At 43.1% G+C, this 19,596-nt stretch carries 19 protein-coding genes and 1 pseudogene; all 20 read right to left on the minus strand.

All coding sequences use genetic code 11. The features are described 5' to 3' along the window. Positions 1–8: 8 nt before the first annotated feature. On the minus strand, positions 9–743 hold the full coding sequence (locus CST_RS09645) for a Stp1/IreP family PP2C-type Ser/Thr phosphatase (RefSeq protein WP_015359716.1): 735 nt from the start codon (positions 741–743) through the stop codon (positions 9–11). Between the two features lie 2 nt (positions 744–745). Further along, a complete protein-coding gene (gene rlmN, locus CST_RS09650; protein WP_015359717.1) occupies positions 746–1,792 on the minus strand; it encodes a dual-specificity RNA methyltransferase RlmN in 1,047 nt (348 codons plus the stop codon). A 4-nt stretch (positions 1,793–1,796) separates the two neighbouring features. Beyond that, positions 1,797–3,146: a 16S rRNA (cytosine(967)-C(5))-methyltransferase RsmB gene (gene rsmB, locus CST_RS09655; protein WP_015359718.1), complete on the minus strand. Its 1,350-nt coding sequence runs from the start codon at positions 3,144–3,146 to the stop codon at positions 1,797–1,799. Between the two features lie 53 nt (positions 3,147–3,199). Further along, positions 3,200–4,132 carry a dipeptidase gene (locus CST_RS09660; RefSeq protein ID WP_015359719.1) on the minus strand — a complete coding sequence of 311 codons (933 nt, stop codon included), beginning with the start codon at positions 4,130–4,132 and terminating at the stop codon, positions 3,200–3,202. 23 nt (positions 4,133–4,155) lie between these two features. Beyond that, positions 4,156–4,497: pseudogene (locus CST_RS09665) on the minus strand (YraN family protein); the annotation flags it as partial. A 33-nt stretch (positions 4,498–4,530) separates the two neighbouring features. Continuing rightward, on the minus strand, positions 4,531–4,848 hold the full coding sequence (locus CST_RS09670; RefSeq protein ID WP_015359721.1) for an EscU/YscU/HrcU family type III secretion system export apparatus switch protein: 318 nt from the start codon (positions 4,846–4,848) through the stop codon (positions 4,531–4,533). Between the two features lie 4 nt (positions 4,849–4,852). Continuing rightward, positions 4,853–6,337 carry a hypothetical protein gene (locus CST_RS09675; RefSeq protein ID WP_242823546.1) on the minus strand — a complete coding sequence of 495 codons (1,485 nt, stop codon included), beginning with the start codon at positions 6,335–6,337 and terminating at the stop codon, positions 4,853–4,855. Continuing rightward, positions 6,334–7,104, minus strand: a complete 771-nt coding sequence (locus CST_RS09680; RefSeq protein ID WP_015359723.1) for a ribonuclease HII — start codon at positions 7,102–7,104, stop codon at positions 6,334–6,336. The genes CST_RS09675 and CST_RS09680 overlap by 4 nt, the downstream gene beginning before the upstream one ends. Then, positions 7,061–7,966, minus strand: coding sequence for a ribosome biogenesis GTPase YlqF (gene ylqF, locus CST_RS09685; protein ID WP_015359724.1), 906 nt, complete (start codon positions 7,964–7,966; stop codon positions 7,061–7,063). The genes CST_RS09680 and ylqF overlap by 44 nt, the downstream gene beginning before the upstream one ends. A 100-nt stretch (positions 7,967–8,066) precedes the next feature. Beyond that, positions 8,067–8,417: a 50S ribosomal protein L19 gene (rplS, locus tag CST_RS09690; protein ID WP_015359725.1), complete on the minus strand. Its 351-nt coding sequence runs from the start codon at positions 8,415–8,417 to the stop codon at positions 8,067–8,069. Between the two features lie 362 nt (positions 8,418–8,779). Beyond that, positions 8,780–9,976 carry a DUF3048 domain-containing protein gene (locus tag CST_RS09695; protein ID WP_015359726.1) on the minus strand — a complete coding sequence of 399 codons (1,197 nt, stop codon included), beginning with the start codon at positions 9,974–9,976 and terminating at the stop codon, positions 8,780–8,782. Positions 9,977–10,577: 601 nt separating this feature from the next. Then, on the minus strand, positions 10,578–10,946 hold the full coding sequence (locus tag CST_RS09705) for a DUF1292 domain-containing protein (protein WP_015359728.1): 369 nt from the start codon (positions 10,944–10,946) through the stop codon (positions 10,578–10,580). A 73-nt stretch (positions 10,947–11,019) separates the two neighbouring features. Then, positions 11,020–11,442, minus strand: coding sequence for a Holliday junction resolvase RuvX (gene ruvX / locus CST_RS09710; protein ID WP_015359729.1), 423 nt, complete (start codon positions 11,440–11,442; stop codon positions 11,020–11,022). A gap of 64 nt (positions 11,443–11,506) precedes the next feature. After that, positions 11,507–13,147: a 2,3-bisphosphoglycerate-independent phosphoglycerate mutase gene (gene gpmI, locus CST_RS09715; RefSeq protein ID WP_015359730.1), complete on the minus strand. Its 1,641-nt coding sequence runs from the start codon at positions 13,145–13,147 to the stop codon at positions 11,507–11,509. A 74-nt stretch (positions 13,148–13,221) separates the two neighbouring features. Continuing rightward, the gene (gene tpiA, locus CST_RS09720; protein ID WP_015359731.1) at positions 13,222–13,971 is read right to left on the minus strand and encodes a triose-phosphate isomerase; all 750 of its coding nucleotides are present in this window, start codon (positions 13,969–13,971) and stop codon (positions 13,222–13,224) included. After that, positions 13,968–15,170: a phosphoglycerate kinase gene (locus CST_RS09725; RefSeq protein ID WP_015359732.1), complete on the minus strand. Its 1,203-nt coding sequence runs from the start codon at positions 15,168–15,170 to the stop codon at positions 13,968–13,970. Before CST_RS09725 ends, tpiA begins: the two co-directional genes overlap by 4 nt. 131 nt (positions 15,171–15,301) lie before the next feature. Next, positions 15,302–16,312, minus strand: a complete 1,011-nt coding sequence (gene gap / locus CST_RS09730; protein ID WP_015359733.1) for a type I glyceraldehyde-3-phosphate dehydrogenase — start codon at positions 16,310–16,312, stop codon at positions 15,302–15,304. Positions 16,313–16,473: 161 nt separating this feature from the next. Beyond that, positions 16,474–17,271 (minus strand): TrmH family RNA methyltransferase, encoded by a 798-nt coding sequence (locus tag CST_RS09735; RefSeq protein ID WP_034842771.1) that lies wholly within the window; start codon positions 17,269–17,271, stop codon positions 16,474–16,476. Positions 17,272–17,305: 34 nt separating this feature from the next. Then, positions 17,306–18,424 carry a sulfotransferase family protein gene (locus CST_RS09740; RefSeq protein ID WP_015359735.1) on the minus strand — a complete coding sequence of 373 codons (1,119 nt, stop codon included), beginning with the start codon at positions 18,422–18,424 and terminating at the stop codon, positions 17,306–17,308. A 76-nt stretch (positions 18,425–18,500) separates the two neighbouring features. Beyond that, on the minus strand, positions 18,501–19,487 hold the full coding sequence (gene holA, locus CST_RS09745; RefSeq protein WP_015359736.1) for a DNA polymerase III subunit delta: 987 nt from the start codon (positions 19,485–19,487) through the stop codon (positions 18,501–18,503). Positions 19,488–19,596 lie beyond the last annotated feature (109 nt).

The following is a 19,596-nucleotide window of genomic DNA, read 5'->3' on the forward strand; positions in this document are numbered from 1 at the left end:
TCATCCACTCATATTTTCACAACTATTGCAGTAATATTGTCATCTCCACCGCGTTCATTAGCCAGTGCCACCATATTTTTCAATACAGTATTCAAATCAGCTTCCTCTTTGAGCATGGACAGCAATTCGTCGGCTGAAAGCTTCATTGTAAGGCCATCGGTGCAGAATAGGTATATATCATCGGGCATTATGTCCAGGCTGTAAAAATCCACCTGAACTTCCTTCTCATATCCCAATGCTCTGGTTATCTGGTTTCTCATGGGGTGAACCCTTGCTTTTTCCTGGTCGAGTATTCCTCTGTCTACCAGTTCCCCGACGAAGGAATGATCTTTTGTAAGCTTTTTTATGGTTTCATTTCTGACCAGGTACAAGCTGCTGTCCCCGATATGGGCTATTATAAGCTTCCCGTCACATAACATTCCGGCAGTGAGAGTGGTGCCAATGCCCGAACCGTTCAGGTGTTCTTCCGAATACCTGAATATTTCCTCATTGGCTTTATTTATCGCTTCCTGCAGCACCTGCTCCACCGAACTTCCGGCATCCCTGGTCTCAAGATATGAACTTATGCTGTTTGAAATTGACTCTACAGCCAGCTTGCTTGCAATATCCCCGGCTTTGTGTCCTCCCATTCCGTCGGCGACAATAAATGCCTGAGGATTACCATCCGCGTCAAGGATGATATTCCAGAAATCTTCATTTTGTTCCCTGATAATTCCCTTGTCGCTGATAGCTGCGTATTCCACCGTTAATCCACCATCCTGTCCCGTTCAACCGACCTTTTTCTTAACTGACCGCAGGACGCAGCAATATCGCTGCCCAATTCCCTGCGGACGGTAACCGGTATCCCGTATTTCTCAATTATTCTCCTGAAACTTTCGACTCTTTCGCTTTTCGTATATCCCGTTCCCTCAACCGAATTCACCGGAATAAGGTTTATATGACACAAAAGCCCAGATAATTTTCTCGCAAGCTCTTCAGCATGCTCGTTCCGGTCGTTAACGTCTTTTATCAGCGTATATTCAAAAGTCACCCTTCTCCCTGTTTTCTGAGTATATATATTACACGCTGACAGTATATTGTCAATTGAGTATCTTTTGGCAATGGGCATGATTTTCATTCTGATTTCATCATTAGGTGCATGCAGGGATACTGAAAGATTAACCGGAAACCCTTCTTCGGAAAATTTTATTATTCCGGGCACAAGACCGCAGGTGGATACGGTCATCTTTCTGTAACTTATATTCAGTGTATTCTGAGAATTCATTCTCCTTAAAAACCGTACAACATTGTCATAATTGTCAAAGGGTTCACCTATGCCCATCAGTACTATGTGACTTATTTTTTCTTCGGTATCATTACGAATTGCCATTACCTGAGCAATCATCTCACCCGTTGACAGGTTTCTGTCAAACCCGGGTTGTGAGGATGCACAAAAACGGCATCCCATACGGCAGCCTACCTGGGTGGAAATGCAAACGCTGTTGCCGTAGTGATATTTCATTAAAACGCATTCCACAACTTTTCCGTCGTACAGCGCCAGAAGATATTTCCTTGTTCCGTCCTTTTGAGACACAAATTTATTTACAATACCGGCTCCGCCAATATAAAAAACGCCTTTCAGGCGCTCCCGGAAGGCTTTGGGCAGATCGGTCATATCGTCAAACCGGGTTGTGCCCTGATAAATCCACTTCCACACCTGTTTTGCGCGGAAAGCCGGTTCACCAAGTTTCAAAATCTCATTCTTCAGTTCTTCAAATTCAAGATCGTAAATATTAATTAATGCTGAATCCATAATCCTATCGTATTTTTCTCATCCTTGCTATGAAAAATCCGTCAGTTCCGTCAATATGAGGGTATAACCTGAGCATACCCTCATCCACTCCTGCCTTTTCTTTTAATGCCTGAGGCAGCAATTCCTTTACTGACTCCCGTTTGAAGTCACCGTTTTCAGCTAAAAAAAACTTCACAACCTCTTCGTTTTCCCTCACATCAACGGAGCAAGTACTGTAAACCAGTACGCCTCCGGGTTTCACATACCTACCCGCATTATACAATATTTTTTTCTGAATCTCAACCAAATTGCTAAGATCTTCCTTCTTTCGCTTCCATTTTATATCCGGTTTTCTCCTGATTATTCCCGTTCCTGAACAGGGGGCATCAACCAGAACTCTGTCATAAACACCCTTAGCCTCATTCAGGAGATACAGCGCGTCCTGCTGCGAAGCATTTATAATTTCGACGCCAAGCCTTTTTGCATTTTCATTTATAAGGGCTATCTTATGCTCGTGGACATCCCATGCATCAATATGCCCTCTGTTCTGCATAAGCTGCCCTATGTGCGTGGTTTTTCCTCCCGGAGCCGCGCAAGTATCCAGTATTTTTTCACCCGGTTTTGGATCAAGTATTCTCGCCACAATCATCGAGCTTTCATCCTGGACGGTTATTTTCCCTTTTTGAAAGGCGTCAAGGTTTGAAATATCCGATATGTTTTTAAGGTACAAAGCCTCGTCAAGATAACGTCCCGGTAAAGTTTCAATTCCATGACTGTTTAAATCTTCCACAACGGATTCTTTCGTAGTTTTTAAAGTATTAATGCGAACCGAAAAATCGGGGCGTTCCAAAAACGCTTTCAAAAGTTCTTCGGTAAAATTCTCACCAAAGACCGAAATCCATTCCCGTACAAGGTATTCAGGGAAAGAATATTTGATCGACAGTTTTTCGGAAACAGTAGGGGCATCAATATCTTCAAATGAAATCCTTTCCTTATTTCTTGCTATATTTCTCAGTACTGCATTTACAAAGCCCGACGACTGCTTGGCATATCTTTTCGCAAGTTCAACCGAAGTATTGCAGGCTGCAGACGGGGGAACTCTGTCCAGAAACATAATCTGGTATGTACCCATTCTTAAAATCTGCAGCACAAGATTGGACATCTTTTTAAGCTGAATCTTTGAAAAATGTGAAATTATCCAATCCAGCGTAAGCTTCCGCGTGACAGTGCCGTAAACCAGTTCGGTTATAAAGGCCCTGTCCCTGGAATTCAGCTCCTTGTCGGCCAAAAGTTTTTTAAGTTCCAGGTTGGCATACGCGCCCTTTATATCAGTTTCATATATGGCTTTTAAAGCCGTTTCCCTTGCTTTGTCCATTTTCCCTCTCACTCATACTGAATTAAAATTATGACACAAATATATTATTCCACTTAAACCGACAGGACATCACTGAAAACCCTCAGGAAATTACCTCCTGCAATTTTCTGAATTGCAGTATCGGAATAATTCAATTTCGCCAATTCATTAAAAACGAGGTCCAAATCCTCAACACCGCGAATCCCCGCAGGCAGCGCATCCATTCCGTCAAAATCGGCGCCTATACCTACGGCACCGTCGCCTGCAATTTCGCATATATGCTCAATATGGCGTATCAGCGATGTGACGCCTGCTTTTTTACTGTTATTGATAAACTGGGCGTAAAAATTTATTCCCACAACACCGCCTGTTCTTTTTATCTCCATTATCTGCCAGTCATACAGGTTCCGGGGATGGTCGCATACTGCCCTTGCATTGGAATGAGAGGCTATCACCGGCCTCGTGCTTATGCTCATGCAATCCTCAAAGGTTTTTATGTCGGCATGGGATATATCAACAATCATCCCTTTTTCCTGCATTAATTTCACAACTTTTCTTCCGAATTCCGTAAGCCCGCCGTTACGCTGTATCTCGGCACCGTCCCCGAGTTCGTTTGCATAATTCCACGTCAGTGTCATTATTCTCACGCCGGCGTTATAAAACTCATCCAGATTTTCAAGTTTTCCTTCGAGGGCTTCGCCGCCTTCAATGCCCAACAGGCCGCATACCTTTTTATCCTCAATTCCGTTTTTTATATCTTCAAAACTTCTGCACAGCTTGAAAAAACAAGTCTGCCTCTCAATTCTTTCGGCTTCCCGTATATATTTCATCGCATTGTCAAAAGACGGCTTTCTCCTGTCGGGATTCTGAAATACGGCAAGGACCTGAACAAAACCGTCATATTTCAAAGCCCTTTCCATATCCCAATGTAAGTCATTCCTCACCAAACTTTTTTTGCTGTTCACCGCTCTTGTAAGCGAGTCGCAATGGGCATCAACGACTGTCACAGCCAAACCTCCATGCACCGGAATTAAAAAGCTTCTTCTATATGATTTATATTAACGGGTCTGTAATCCTTTGTCATAATTACTTCTATGACATCAAAGCTGATTTCACAATCCGACATATTATATTCTTTCAGGAAACATGATGCAACCTTTTTTATCGTTTTCTGCTTTTTATACGACACGGCTTCGGCGGGTGTGCCGAAAATATCTCCTGTTCTGGTCTTTACTTCCGCAAAGATAATTCTATTGTCCTTTACGGCAATAAGGTCTATTTCACCCAGTTTCCCCGCCCGGTAATTACGGCACAGTATCCTGTAATTTTTCCGTTTCAGATACTCAACGGCAAAATCCTCGCCTTTTTCCCCAACCGTCTTGTATTCATCGGATTTCCTTCCCGTTCACTTCTCTGAATCGGCTGCAAGTTTTCCGAACTTTTCACCGGCTTTTTCATCCACACGGCTCACAAAGGCAAGTATTTCAGCCACCACTTCGTAAAGTTCCACAGGAATTTCGGAACCCACTTTAAGTTCGGATAATTTCGAGGCCAGGTCAGAATCCTCCACAACGGGGATTTTCTCTTCCTGTGCCTTTTCTATTATTTTTTCGGCAATCGCGCCTTTTCCCGACGCAATTATCCTCGGTGCATTGTCTTTATTCGGTGTGTAAGACAAAGCCGTTGCCCTTTTTATCTTTTTCTCTTCCCTTTTCTTTTCCATAAACTCAAACCTTAATGTCTATTTTTGATTTATTTATAATGTCGAGAAGTTCGGAAGCCTTTCCCGCGGCGTTAAAAATGCTAACCTTCCCATCAGCCGCCTGAAAACCCATGTCAAAAAGATTATATCCTTTTTCCTTCAACGCGTTGTATAAGGATTTGTACTCATCCATGAAAAGCGGCTGAAGTTTTTCGTTTCCCGTAAAAATTTTCATCATGATATTTTTATTCCTGACATGGATAAAAATATCCACCTGCCCGATATTATCGGTTGACATGGACAGAAACATTGTGAAGTCCCGGGAATTTATTTTTCCCTTTTTCCCTGTCCTTTTCATTATATACAGTTCACCGTTTACCCGGTTGTCTCTCATAATGAATGGTACCTGCACAAACATTTCAAAACCGCGGACTTCATTGAAGAAAAGAATTGCCGTCTCCAGCCTGTTCACCACTGAAATTATTTTTTCCCTGTCGTTTGCCGTGGAATTCGGAATAAATTTACTAAGCAATGAAAATTCTTTTTTCAGTTCCTTAAACAACTGCTCCGCCTTAGGCAACGCAACTTTTTCGGTTACTTCCGCTGTTTCGGCGAATTTTCTTTCGGCTGAAAGCCCAGGCTTCTGTGCTGCTCTTTCCCGGAACGGCTGGGCTTTTACGAGGGAATTTTCTATCACCGACTTTATTCTTTCGCCAAACTCGGAAAGTTTTTCATCGCCTGATTTTTCAAGGATTTTTATTAGATTTTCCAGTTCCTCGGAAAAGCGAAACTCTCCCTGATCCAGTTCTTTTATAATTTCGCGGAAATGCTCATTGTCTTCCATTTCGTTAAGAATTAAAAACACCGCATGTCTTGGCTCATTGACAGGCGTATTTTTCACTAAATTTATTGCCTTTTCTATAATTCCGGTATCAGGTTCACTTCCCATGTCAACAATTGCCTTAAATATTTCAACAGTCAGCCTGTTCACCGGCATATTCACCGATTTCAGGAATTCTGCCGGTTTTCCCGCTTTTTCGTTTGCCTTTTCGTCGGAAACATTTGCGCCTGTTATATTTGTCTGAGTCCTTACCTCTGTCTCTTTTATCTCCTTTAAGTCTTTCACCGGTACATTTGTGGCCAGCTTTGCTTTTTCAGTGACTTCATGCTGATATACACTGATTTCCACTCTGACAGCAGGTTCTGCCCCTTCTGCCGTTATTTCGCCGTTGTTAACCTGATAATGCTCCACTTCGGCTGCCGTTAATCTTCCCTGCTGCCTTTCTATTACTTTGAGTTTTATTAAATCTCCAGGGTTATATTTTACGCCGGAGTCGACCTGAGCGGTTATTTTACTTCCGTCAAGCAGCTGCATTAACAAAAAATTCCCGTCAACGGCAATAACACGCCCTTCAAAAATTTCTCCCGCCACAAGCCTGCTCAGAAGATTCTGTAAATCGGTATTCTGAAGCATATTCTGGAATACTAAATCAGGAATTCTCAAACTCATCCCACCAATCCATGAGTAAAGCTTTTTCTGTGTATCGGACACAAGCCGTATTTCCTTATGGCTTCCATATGTTCTTCAGTCCCGTACCCCTTATGCCTGTCAAATCCATACTGAGGATACAGTTTGTGCGCCTCTTCCATCCACCTGTCCCTGGTCACTTTTGCAATGATTGATGCAGCCGCAACAGAAATACTAAGGCTGTCGCCTTTCTTCAGCGAAAGCTGAGATATTTGCAGCGGAAGTTCCATTGCGTCAATAATAAGGTAATCGGGTGTTTTTTTCATATTCGAAACGGCCTGCATCATAGCCTTCTTTGTGGCATTGTAAATGTTAATTTCATCTATTTCCTCGGGCATAACCATTCCTATGCCATAGTCAACAGCTTCTTCAATTATTATATCAAAAAGCCTGTCCCTCATGGACGGAGTAAGTTTTTTTGAATCGTTCAGATGTTCTATGAAACAGTTTTCGGGCAGAACCACGCATCCTGCCACCACAGGCCCTGCCAGAGGCCCTCTGCCCGCCTCGTCTATGCCTCCGATATGTACAAACCCTTGTTTACGCGCATGAATTTCAAACTCCGACATTTTAAGAAGTCTTCTTTTTTCTTCCCTGAGTCTGACCAGCCTTTTTGAAAAAGTATCGGCCAGTTTTGCCACAGAAATGCCATAATCGGGTATAATGTCGCAAAGCCACGACACCGCCTCCTCAAGCGGCATCGTCTCAGCCTTCTGCCTTATTTCGGCCAGTGTCATTTTTTTGTCCATCGTTCTCACTCCTTTCATCAGGAGTTTCCAGCGTAATTCTGCCTATTTTCGCTCCTCTGAACTCATCAAGGATTATATTGCTGATCCTGTAATAATCCACTTCGCCGCCTGATACAAGGCAGCCCCTTTTTCTTCCCGCCTCTTCGAGAAGAACATGTCCTGCTTTTCCTTCCAGAGTATCAAACTTATACCTGTTTTTCAACTCAGTAGGATACATTTTGGCCAACAGTTCAAGTAAATTCGAGGCAAGGGTTGTAATATCCAGTATCTCGTCACGGATTGCACCGGTAAATGCAAGGTACAGCCCGGTTTTGGGATCGTCAAACTTAGGCCACAGTATTCCCGGGGTGTCAAGAAGCTGTATTTCAGGATTGATCCGAACCCATTGCTTGTTTCTTGTGACTCCGGGCCTGTCACCGGTGGCAGCGGCTGCCTTTCCGGCTATTTTATTTATCAGAGCCGATTTGCCCACATTGGGAATACCAACAATCATTGTCCTTATAGGCCTTTGAATCCGTCCCTTTTCCGCCACTTTCCTCAATTTCGGCTCCATCATTTTTTTCAGTTGCACAACAAGAGCAGGTATTCCTTCTCCCGTTAAAGCGTTTATGCAAACAGTATCAATACCGTTTTGGTTAAAATATTCCACCCACCGCTCGGTTTTCCGGGGATCGGCAAGATCGCTTTTGTTAAGCGCTATTACTCTTGGCTTGTTTTTTGTCAGTTTGTCAATTTCGGGATTTTGGCTGCTCCTTGGTATTCTTGCATCCAGTAGTTCAATTACCACATCGATCAGTTTCAGGTTTTCAGCCAGCATCCTCCTTGTTTTGGCCATATGTCCGGGAAACCACTGTATATTCATACCTTCCACCATAATCAAGTCCAGTATAGGATTTATTATGCGCAAATTTTCTCATAATAAGAAAGAGGACTTTTGTCCTCTTTCTCGCAGTAACTAACTATTATTTTTTCCCAAGCTCTTCTTTTACTTTTGCCGCTTTACCTACTCTTTCGCGGAGGTAGTAAAGCTTAGCCCTTCTTACCCTACCTCTTCTGATAATTTCAATGCTTTCCACATTCGGTGAATGGATTGGGAACACCCTTTCAACACCTATTCCGAATGATACTCTTCTTACAACGATAGCGCGGCTGATACCGCTTCCGTGAATCCCGATAATGGTTCCTTCAAACGCCTGTAATCTCTCACGGGATCCTTCCTTAACCTTAACGCTTACTTTTACAAAATCTCCCACTCTGACATCAGGAATGTCTTTCTTCATGTATTCCTTTTCGAGTTCGCGAATAATATCCATATCTACTCCTCCATTCCTGGACGTTCTTGCCGGGATATATCACTCGTCCGACAGCGGACCGCCCGTATTCACAGTTTAGCATTATAACACAGGAATCAAAGCGTGTAAATACCAATTTTTTAACCCCTGGCAACCGCGGTGTGGCATGTTTTTGTATAGCTGAATTACGCTCAGTGTTCAGAAAAGCCGAATTTACTTTCTCAAAGAAAGGTTCTTCAGAATAAACCTTTCCGGTACATTATAATTATTGTTTCAATACGGTTGGGTTATCCGTTGTTTTACCAGTGCCTTGACAATACATTACATACAATTGTCTTTCCCAGATGGGAAAATAATATAAGAAAAGGAATAAGGTGTATATCCTATCTTATGCGTACGTCGGCATTCGGGGGGACTATCTGTATCCATGTATTGCCGGGATTTATTGTAATTTCCTTATTGTTTGCATCAAGATACCTGGTTTGGGAATCGCGGGAACTTTTCACCCACGTGATATCCTGCTTTACGCCGTTGCTTATATAATATCCTTTACCGCTGCCCGTTGTGTACAACTCCTGCCTTCCGTATCTGTCGCCTTCTATTGTCTCATTTTTTACAAACAAAATTATAATATTCTTCACCCGAATAACTTCATTCGTATTCCTGTCTGTCTGGAACTCACCAAGGCGGGTTCTTTTATAGTTTCCTGCTTCTTCATCGTAGTAATACCCGCACGAACTGCTCACGCTGTACTTTATAAATACTTCCTTCGCACTTTCGCCGTTTTTGTACGTCATGTCTTCGGTGTTATAGGTAAACGGGAATTTTTTGTCTGTTGTCAGGGAATATCCGGATTTTTTCAGGAAATTGTCAATTCTTTCCCTACTGGTATATGAATCATGGTAATTGGACTTGTCATCGGTAAGATCCCAGAAAACTCCGGATGCATCGGACATGACTCCGTCAATATTGTCAATGTCAAACAACTGCAAATCACGGTATGCATAATCACTCCACCCTATATGGGTGTAAATCGCATCATACTCCATCGCATAATCAAGAAAATAATGCCTTGCACTTCTCACCGGCCCGATATAATCGGGAAGGTTATTCCAGAACAACGCCATATATCTTGTATCACCGTATTCCACAAGGGCTTCGTAGACAACCTGCGCCGTGCCAAGCCCACCCTGAGGAAGTACGGCATCAGTCTCATTATCAATCATAACCGCAATCGGCCTTGTCCCAGCCTTGGGGAAATTAAAATCAATCGCCTTCTTAACAGGTGTTGGGGAAGGCGTTGGCGTTATGTTATTTTTGTCTTCGGTCTTATCTCCGATTTCATATTCGTTCTCATCATTCCCTGCAGGTTCCAAATCTTCGGTTTCCTCTGGTGTTGGCTCGGGTGTAATTTCGGTGTCGACTATGGCCGTATCCAGCCCATTGCTGCGCTTAGCCGACTGAGCAATAAGGAAAGTTGTTGCAGTACTTATTACAAACAGCAGAACGCTCATTATAATTACACCTTTTTTACTTGAAGTAATATTCCTGATAATATCCCTGATATTGATTTTACTCATAAATAACCCCCAAAAATAAAATGACAGAGCCACCGTCTCTATCATCCATTATAACCTATGAATTCCGAAGGTCAACCTTATATCACAAAGACAATTTATAGCAATAGTTTTCTACCGGAACAACGTCCAAAAAACGTTCAATTGTTGTTTCAGGCACAAAGGCTCAGACCTCGTATGAAACTGTAATAAAAAGAGAATCATAACTGTTTTTATTAATAAAATCGTAAACTCATCCAATCACCAAATTTGAAAAAGATCCAAATGAGGACATCAGGACAAAACAAATATTTTTTATGCTATGGCTGATGGGAATGTGCGTTTTTACCTGAAGGGTGTAAACCCTGATATTATAAAAGCCGCCAGGGAAGCAATGTTTAATAGATTTGGGTGGAAAAACAGCAGTCAGGCGGTTATAAAGGGTATATTTTACATTCCAGGCCGCCGCTTAAGGGCGATGAAACGCTATAAAACGCAACGGGAACGGCGGTAGTATAAAAGTATAAAAGTATAAAAGTATAAAAGTATAAAAAAACTGTCAGACAGAGTTTTTACTTGCATACTCTCTCTGACAGTTTTATAAATCCGGTACTAACTTTCAAATTTACTCGTCTTCGTCCTCGTCTTCTTCTTCCCCTTCCATCAGTTCCTTCTGGAAGGCTTCAAACACTTTCTGTTGTACCTCTTCGTCTTCTTCGGCAATCAGGTAATACTCGTCCGCATCATCGTCAAATTCCAGTCTCATGATGACAATTTCGGCTTCGTCGTCCTCGTCATCATCTTCCAGTGTCTGCAGTACGGCGTATTCCTGATCGTCGACCTTAACGGTTGCCAGAAACTCCACTTTCAGAGTTTCCCCGTTTTCACCAGTTAATTCAATAATATTATCCAGATCGTCGTAATCATAGTCCAAATCCAGGTCATGATCATGATCATGCGGGTGGTCGCATCCGTTGCATTTGTTGTCCTGCATACAAAAACCTCCTTAACTTTATTCAGTCTTTCCGACTGTTTAATATTTTTACCGCCACAAAGTGGCAGAATTCTTAAAACCTCTTCCTGGCATCCATATAGCTCTGCAATATTATGGAGGCCGCTATCTGATCAATTTTTCCTTTGTGTCTTCTGCTGTTGATCCCCATCTCAAGCAATACCTGTCTCGACTGTGCAGTGGAAAGTCTTTCATCCCACGGGATCACGCTCACACCGGGCATATACTCTTTCAGCTTCTCAATAAACCTCTGCGTCCTGATTCCCCGTTCGCCAACCGTACCGTTCATGTTCTCGGGGAACCCGACGACAATGGTGTCGCAGCCGTAATACTCGGTAAGCTGTTTAATCCTTTCAAGGGGTTTTTTCCATTCTCCCTTCCAGTGAATGGTTTCAACGGCCTGAGCAGTAATCCCCAGAGGATCGCTTACCGCGACACCTATTCTTGCATCACCAAAGTCTATACCCAGTATTCGCATAAATCCTCCCGTCTATACAACGAATGCTTCCCACCTTGTCGTTTTATAATATTATAAATTTTGGTTATTTGTCAATCACAATCATACTTTCTTCCCAAATATCCGGAGCTTCAAATCCCAGAAGGTTTACAGCAGTCGCTGCAATATTGGCGAGCCCGAAATTGCCCTTTTTAAGCGTGTATCTGTCCCTATTGAAATTATCATAAAGGATAAACGGCACCCTGTTGAGTGTATGGCTGGTTTTTGCCTTTACCTGCCCGTTTTCGTCCAGTTTCGGTTTTCCGCTTTTATCAAGTTCAAACATCTCGTCAGCATTGCCGTGGTCTGCGGTAATAATCGCCATTCCGCCAAGTTCATCCACACAGTCCATGATCCGCTTAAGGCACAAATCAACGGTTTCCACTGCAATTCTGGCTGCGTGGAAATTTCCTGTATGGCCTACCATATCTCCGTTCGGGAAATTAACCCTTGCGAAACGGTATTTTCCCGTACGCAGCTCTTCAATGAGCCTGTCAGTGATTTCGGCGGCTTTCATCCACGGACGCTGCTCAAAAGGCACAATATCCGACGGAATCTCTATATATGTTTCAAGCTTTTCGTCAAACTTTCCGCTTCTGTTTCCGTTCCAGAAATAGGTAACATGCCCGTATTTCTGGGTCTCCGAAATGGCCAGCTGCGTCACTCCTGATTTGCACAGGTATTCGCCCATTGTGTTTTTGATCTCCGGCGGCGGAACCAGGTATCTTTTAGGGATATGAAGATCCCCGTCATATTCCAGCATTCCCGCATATACAACCTTCGGATACCTTTTTCTGTCAAACTTTGTGAAATTCTCTTCCTCAAAAGCCCGGCTTATTTCTATCGCCCTGTCACCACGGAAGTTATAGAAAATGACACTGTCATTGTCGTTTATTGTCCCTACCGGTTCACCATTCTCGGCTATTACAAACGGAGGCAGATCCTGGTCTATCGCGTGGGTTTCGGAACGAAGAGTTTCAATTGCCTCCCTTGCTGAAGCAAAATATCTGCCTTCGCCGAGCACATGGGTTTTCCAGCCCAGTTCAACCATTCCCCAGTTGGCCTCATATCTGTCCATGGTAATTTTCATACGGCCGCCGCCGCTGGCAATTTTTACGTCAAAGTCATCCGACCTTATTTCTGAAAGGAAGGCCTCAAAAGGATCAACATACTCGAGAGCCGACGTTTCCCCAACATCTCTGCCATCTAAAAGTATATGAACCCTTACCCTTTTTATTCCTTCCTTTTTAGCCTGCACTATCAGGGCCTTCAGGTGATCAATGTGGGAGTGGACGTTTCCGTCACTGAACAAGCCAATGAAGTGCAGTGTCGAATTGTGTTTCAATACATTTTCCACAATTTCGCGCCAAGCCTTGCCTTCATATAATTTACCCGTTGCAATTGCTTCATTAACAAGTTTTGCACCCTGGCTGTATATTTGTCCTGCACCTATTGCGTTGTGCCCGACTTCGGAATTGCCCATGTCTTCGTCGGTCGGGAGTCCTACCGCCGTACCATGGGCTTTTATAAGGGTATTGGGATATTTTTTGAACAGCATGTCAAGGTTCGGAGTATATGCATGGTAAATGGCATTTCCCTCGGTTACCTCGGACATGCCAATTCCGTCCATGACCACTATAACGACAGGACCTTTGTAGCCGTTAAAATTATTAAGCTTTTTCAGCATATTTCAAACCTCCAGGTTCATTTTGGTTTTACGAAAAAACCCTCCGGGTTATCCGGAGGGCCGGAATTATTATTTCATGCCTTGTTATAATTGACTATCGCAACATACTCATCAAGTTTCAGGCTGGCTCCCCCTATCAAACCACCGTCGATGTTCGGCATGTCAAAGAGCTCTTTCGCATTCGAGGCTTTAACGCTTCCGCCGTAAAGTATTCTGACACTTTCAGCCGTCTCCTCATCATAAAGCTCCTTAACCAGTTCACGAATTACATAGCATGCTTCTTCCGCCTGCTGAGCCGTTGCGGTTTTACCGGTGCCAATGGCCCAAATGGGTTCGTAAGCTATAACAAGTTTTGATACCTGCTCTTTTGTAAGGCCAAGCAGTGCAATCTTTATCTGATATCGGATATGCTCTTTTGTAACTCCCTGCTCTCTTTGGGTAAGGCTTTCACCACAGCATATAATCGGAGTCATGCCTGCATTCAGTATTGCGTGGGCTTTTTTGTTTACTGTCTCATCGGTCTCGGCGAAGTACTCCCTGCGCTCTGAATGTCCGATAATAACGTACTGAACTCCCAGTTCTTTAAGCATACTGCAGGATACTTCGCCTGTGTACGCACCGCTGTCCTCCCAGTGTACGTTCTGTGCTCCGACTTTAATGTTTGTACCCTTGCAGGTTTCAACCACCGCAGGAATGGCCACGTATGGCACCGCTACAACTACTTCGGTTTCGGCATCCTTAACTTTATCTTTCAGATTCTGTATGAATTCCACCGCTTCATTCGGTGTTTTATTCATTTTCCAGTTACCTGCCGCCATTTTCATTCTTTTTTTTTGTCCATCAGGCAGGCAATGCCGGGTAATTCTTTACCTTCAAGGAATTCCAGTGAAGCACCGCCACCTGTGGATATATGGGTAATCTTATCCGCGAAACCAAGCTGTTCAATGGCTGCTGCAGAATCTCCGCCTCCGACTATTGATATTGCGCCTGACTCGGCAACTGCTTCGGCAATTTTCTTCGTTCCCCTTGCAAAATTCGGGAATTCAAAAACTCCCATCGGACCGTTCCATACAATTGTCTTGGCTTTTTTAATTTCTTCACTGAACAGCTTAATGGTTGATTCACCGATATCCAGACCCATCCATCCGTCGGGTATTTCATTTGAAGCTACTTCCTTGTACTCGGTATCAGCGCTGAATTCCTTACCTACAACGTTACTTATGGGGAGAAGCAGTTTAACACCTTTCTTTTCTGCCTTTTCTATAAGCCCTTTGGCAAAATCCAGCTTGTCGTCCTCACAAATGGAATTTCCTATGCTGTATCCCTTAGCCTTAAGGAAGGTATATGCCATTCCTCCGCCGATAATCAGCGTATCAACCTTGTCAAGCAGATTTTCAATAACGGTAATTTTGTCTGAAACCTTGGCACCGCCCAGAATTGCAACAAACGGCCTTTCAGGATTGGTCAGTGCCTTGCCCATGATATCCACTTCTTTTTTAATCAGGAAACCTGATACTGCGGGCAGATAGTCGGCCAGTCCGGCGGTGGAAGCATGTGCACGGTGAGCAGTACCGAAAGCGTCGTTTACAAATATATCCGCCATTGAAGCCAGTTCCTTTGCAAAAGCCGGATCATTCTTGGTTTCTTCCTTATGGAAACGCACATTTTCAAGCAACAAAACCTGGCCTTCCTTCAGTTCCTTAGCCTTGGTTTTCGCGTCCTCGCCGACGACATCCTTTGCAAGGATAACTTCCTGCCCCAGAAGTTCGCTGAGCCTTACTGCTACCGGTTTCATACTGTATTTGGGTTCAAAGCCTTCCTTAGGACGACCGAGGTGAGATACCAGTATTGTTTTTGCACCATGGTCAATCAGATACTTAATGGTCGGCAGCGCGGCGACAATACGCTTGTCATCGGTAATACGACCTTCACTGTCCAGCGGCACGTTGAAATCCACTCTTACAATAACCCTTTTCCCTTTAACGTCAATATCCTCTATGCTCATTTTATTGTACATGCCCATTGTTCTCCCTCTCCTTTATCAAAGTATTACACCACTTGCTATCTCGGCTGAATAATTATATTTATCCGCTGTTCCTTAATTTAAACAGGCATCCTGAGAAGGATGCCTGATGCAAAAACAAGCCTTCTTTATTATTCAGCGTCAACCTTCGCCATGTGGGTAATGAGGTCGACCACCTTGTTCGAATAACCCCATTCGTTGTCGTACCATGCAACAACCTTTACAAAGTGTTCATTCAGTGAAATTCCTGCCTTAGCGTCGAAGATTGAAGTTCTGGAATCACCAATGAAATCGGATGATACAACTTCGTCTTCGGTGTATCCGAGAATACCTTTCAATTCGTTTTCAGAAGCTTCCTTCATAGCCTGGCAGATTTCTTCGTAGGTAGCAGGCTTCTCAAGGCGGCAGGTTAAGTCAACAACTGAAACGTCCGCAACAGGTACACGGAATGCCATACCGGTGAGTTTTCCGTTCAGTTCGGGAATAACCTTGCCAACTGCCTTAGCAGCACCTGTTGAAGAAGGAATGATATTAAAGCTTGCAGCTCTTCCGCCTCTCCAGTCTCTCTTTGAAGGACCGTCAACTGTCTTCTGAGTAGCGGTTATAGCATGTACGGTTGTCATTAACCCTTCCACAATACCAAACTTGTCATTCAGAACCTTTGCAATAGGTGCAAGGCAGTTTGTTGTACATGAAGCATTGGAAACTATATTCATATCCTTTGTGTATTTATCATGGTTTACACCCATAACAAACATAGGAGCATCCTTTGAAGGAGCGGTAATAACAACTTTCTTAGCGCCACCCTTGAAATGCCCTGCTGCTTTGTCCATTGTCGTGAACACACCGGTGGATTCAACGATATATTCTGCGCCACAGCTCTTCCAGTCAATTTCTTCGGGATTCATTGCCGCGAATACGGTAATCTCCTTACCGTTTACAACCAGTTTTCCGTCCTTGTCGCTGATTTCCCCGTCGAAATGCCCATGTACGGTATCATATCTCAGCATGTACTTCATGTACTCAAGATCAATAAAAGGATCGTTTATTCCTACAACTTCAATATCAGGTCTTTGCATAGCTGCTCTGAAAACCAGGCGTCCGATTCTACCAAAACCGTTAATACCAATTTTAATTGCCATATTATCTCCTCCTGAATATATAAATATATATATTTTTGACCATTACGGGCCATCGTTAACAAAATAACAATCAATAAATTATTCTATATTACTTTTTCCCATTTTTCAAGTATATTCAGGTAAAAATTTGACAATATGCCGATAATCTTCTTCAGCAATTTTTACAACCCTGCTGCCTGCTGTCTGTTGCTTTCGTACATCAGTATCGAAGCCGCGACTGCAGCATTCAGGGATTCCGCCCCCCCAGGCATCGGGATTTTTACAAATTCGTCCGATTTCTCATGAAATATTTCCGAAATACCATTCCCCTCGTTACCCACCACTATAAAAAAATTGCCCGTCAAATCCACGCCCTGACACGGTCTGGCGTTTTCAAGCCTTGAAGATATAACCCGTATTGATTTTTCCCTGGATAAGGCGAAAATATCCTCAGGCTTTACATTTTCCAGTACCGGAATATAAAAAATTGAGCCCATCGTGGAACGCAAAACCTTTCCGTTATAAAGATCAACCGTTCCTTCTGTCGCCACAACGGCATCGAACCCCAGCGCATGGGCGGTTCTTATCATTGTCCCTGCATTGCCCGGATCCTGAATTGAATCCAGAACCAAACCCCTGAAACCTTCCTTAAAAATTGTCTTTAATTCTGTTTCGGGCATTCGTACAACCGCAAGAACTCCTTGAGGAGTATCTGTCTCAGCCATTTGCATGAACAGCTCATGGGGTATCTCGTAAAGCCGTACTTCCGGGCCCAGCCTTTCCACGAGCTCATTTCTGTCCTCCATGGCAGTGTCCGACGAGAAAAAAACATGCTCAATTACCGCTCCGGAGTTGACCGCTTCATGAAGAAATCTGTATCCTTCTGTCACGAACTTGCGCAGTTTCCTGCGGTATTTCTTATCCTTAAGCAATATAACTTCCTTAACCGCTTTGTTCTGTCTGCTTGTAATAAACTGCATACCAAACCTTTCCACCTGTTTTTTAATGCAAGCCTTACGACAATGTTTTGGGATACCCAAATTCCTTGAAAGCAAAATCATAACGCTGGGCAACCTTCTGCATTATCTTCGGATCCAATGTGTATTTGTTCGGCCTGTAACCTTTCTGGGATTCAATATATTTCTCAATCCGCGGTCTGGCCTTTTCAAACCCTTCGAGCCCCAGCTTTTCATATATCATCTCAATGCTGCCCAAAGGATCCTTTACCACGTCTTCATAACGTACTTCCACAAGATTTCCCTCAGGTATCAGATGCCTTTCCTCGAAGAATTTTTTATACATATTTACATAAATGTCCATCTGAACTTCATCGGCCTCCTCGTCGGGTATGGGCTTCTGAAGTTCGAAAACAGGGAAAAATTTTTCATAAAGCCTTTTTGTCGAAACATATACCTTATACGGATTCCTGTATATATGAATAAACTTTGCGTTGGGGAACAGCTCAAGAAGTTCCTTCACCCTGCTTGTGTTTGTGGGGCTTTTCAGCAAAAGCCTCTTTCCCTTTTGCTGGTATGTGACTTTCTTAAGTAAAAACAGATATTTTTTCTTCCATTCCCTGATTTCATCTTCGGTCATATCCCTAAAATACGCATATTTTTGGTATTTGGCATGATTTCTCGGAAAGAAACACAAATGGTAGTTGGAAAGGGTAGACATATTGGCAATCGCAAATTCCTCTTCCTGCGAGGATACCGTATCCAGCGGAACATTGTCCATATGCCTGTTTTTGGGAAGTACCCTGCTTAAAAGCCAGTCGAGGGCCTTATAGCAGGTAAGGAACATATTCGGAGCAAAACAGTGGATGGCATTGGTTACGGCAAACTGTTCATCCTGAGACAGCATATTGACCAGATAAGTTGTTCCGCTGCGCCAGTGTCCGAGAACAAAAACGGGATCCTTTTCTATTCTCGTGTTCTTCACCTTAATGTCAAAAAGCAGTTTTTCTATAAGGCGTACCGGTGTCAGTAGAATTATAACAACAGTAATATATATGAATTTGGGCAGACTCTTCCAGTATATCGGCTTATCCCTGTTCTGCCACAAAAGTTTTATCCAGTTTGTCAAAGTACATCCAAGCAGAAACTGGATGGACAGATCCCTTATGTATCCCATAACACAGCGCTCCTTCGCAATCAAAACTTAATTGTAACCATAAGTTCTGGTTATACACATTTATAATATTACCAGATTAGCTGATCTCCATCAATAAAAGCTCAATGGCAAGCCTTCCGTCAATCTGTCCGGTTTTCACGGCCAGATCTGTTTCGGCGCACTTATACGCCAGGCGTTTCAGAACGTCAGCCGAAAAATTCGCAGCCTGTTTCCTGGTTTTATCAATGAAATAAGGCATAATACCCAGCAGCTTCGCCATTTCGGGCGGAGGCACCCTTTTTTGTTCCAGCCTTTTCATTTTCAAAAGAATGAATAACTGTCTCCCTATCATCGCCATAATCAATGGGACGGGTTCTTTAAGCTCAATCAGTTCGTCCATGATTTTAAGGGCATCGGACATTCTCCGCTGAGACATGGCATCAATTAGGTCGAAAACTTTGGCCTTTGAGCTACGTGAAACAATATCGGTTATAACGTCGCGGGTTACCTGCGTCTTTTCGCCCATGTAACATACGATTTTTTCAATTTCATGATATATCAGCGTCATATCGGGATCAAGAAGATTAACCAGAAATGCCGCGTCATTGGCACTGATCTTTTTGTTATACGACGCAAAAACTTTAACCACCCATTTGGCCAGAGCGTCTGCCTTCTGCCACTCACACTCAACAACCATAGCGTATTTTTTCAGCGACTTATAAAGCGAGGTCCTTTTATCCGGCTCGGTATGGGTGAAAATTAGGCATATATAGTCAGGGAGAGAGCTGAAAAAATCATCATACCGCTGCTGGCTTTCACCCGTTTTAAAAAGGCTGCTTTCCTTAACCACTACCACACGCCTGTCCGAAAAAGCCGGAAAAACCGAAACCGCATCCTCAATCTGCTTAAATGTCACTTTTTCTTCAAAAACATTACAGTTAAAGGATCTTACGTTTTCAGGCAGCAGTATCCTTATTATTTCATTAATGTAATATTTAACCAGAAACTGTTCAGGTCCGGTAAAAAAATACAATTTTCCAATGTTTCTTTCCTTAAGCTGTTTTTTAAGTTCGTTCATGCTCATTTTTTATCCCTGTCAGGCAGATTTTATACTTTATTATAACAGAATTGTATGCATAATTGTAGACAGCACAGGTTTATTGCCGCAAAAATGCGACGCTTTATTCGCCGTC

This window comes from Thermoclostridium stercorarium subsp. stercorarium DSM 8532 (assembly GCF_000331995.1).
GTDB classification, from domain to species: Bacteria; Bacillota; Clostridia; order DSM-8532; family DSM-8532; genus Thermoclostridium; species Thermoclostridium stercorarium.

Bases quoted from the DNA above. Each gene is read 5' to 3' on its own strand.
- rlmN (WP_015359717.1), bottom strand. From the start codon at position 1,792: ATGGATTCAGCATTAATTAATATTTACGATCTTGAATTTGAAGAACTG.
- rsmB (WP_015359718.1), bottom strand. From the start codon at position 3,146: ATGGACAAAGCAAGGGAAACGGCTTTAAAAGCCATATATGAAACTGAT.
- CST_RS09670 (WP_015359721.1), bottom strand. From the start codon at position 4,848: ATGGAAAAGAAAAGGGAAGAGAAAAAGATAAAAAGGGCAACGGCTTTG.
- CST_RS09675 (WP_242823546.1), bottom strand. From the start codon at position 6,337: ATGAGTTTGAGAATTCCTGATTTAGTATTCCAGAATATGCTTCAGAAT.
- CST_RS09680 (WP_015359723.1), bottom strand. From the start codon at position 7,104: ATGGACAAAAAAATGACACTGGCCGAAATAAGGCAGAAGGCTGAGACG.
- ylqF (WP_015359724.1), bottom strand. From the start codon at position 7,966: ATGAATATACAGTGGTTTCCCGGACATATGGCCAAAACAAGGAGGATG.
- rplS (WP_015359725.1), bottom strand. From the start codon at position 8,417: ATGGATATTATTCGCGAACTCGAAAAGGAATACATGAAGAAAGACATT.
- CST_RS09695 (WP_015359726.1), bottom strand. From the start codon at position 9,976: ATGAGTAAAATCAATATCAGGGATATTATCAGGAATATTACTTCAAGT.
- CST_RS09705 (WP_015359728.1), bottom strand. From the start codon at position 10,946: ATGCAGGACAACAAATGCAACGGATGCGACCACCCGCATGATCATGAT.
- ruvX (WP_015359729.1), bottom strand. From the start codon at position 11,442: ATGCGAATACTGGGTATAGACTTTGGTGATGCAAGAATAGGTGTCGCG.
- gpmI (WP_015359730.1), bottom strand. From the start codon at position 13,147: ATGCTGAAAAAGCTTAATAATTTTAACGGCTACAAAGGTCCTGTCGTT.
- tpiA (WP_015359731.1), bottom strand. From the start codon at position 13,971: ATGAAAATGGCGGCAGGTAACTGGAAAATGAATAAAACACCGAATGAA.
- CST_RS09725 (WP_015359732.1), bottom strand. From the start codon at position 15,170: ATGGGCATGTACAATAAAATGAGCATAGAGGATATTGACGTTAAAGGG.
- gap (WP_015359733.1), bottom strand. From the start codon at position 16,312: ATGGCAATTAAAATTGGTATTAACGGTTTTGGTAGAATCGGACGCCTG.
- CST_RS09735 (WP_034842771.1), bottom strand. From the start codon at position 17,271: ATGCAGTTTATTACAAGCAGACAGAACAAAGCGGTTAAGGAAGTTATA.
- CST_RS09740 (WP_015359735.1), bottom strand. From the start codon at position 18,424: ATGGGATACATAAGGGATCTGTCCATCCAGTTTCTGCTTGGATGTACT.
- holA (WP_015359736.1), bottom strand. From the start codon at position 19,487: ATGAGCATGAACGAACTTAAAAAACAGCTTAAGGAAAGAAACATTGGA.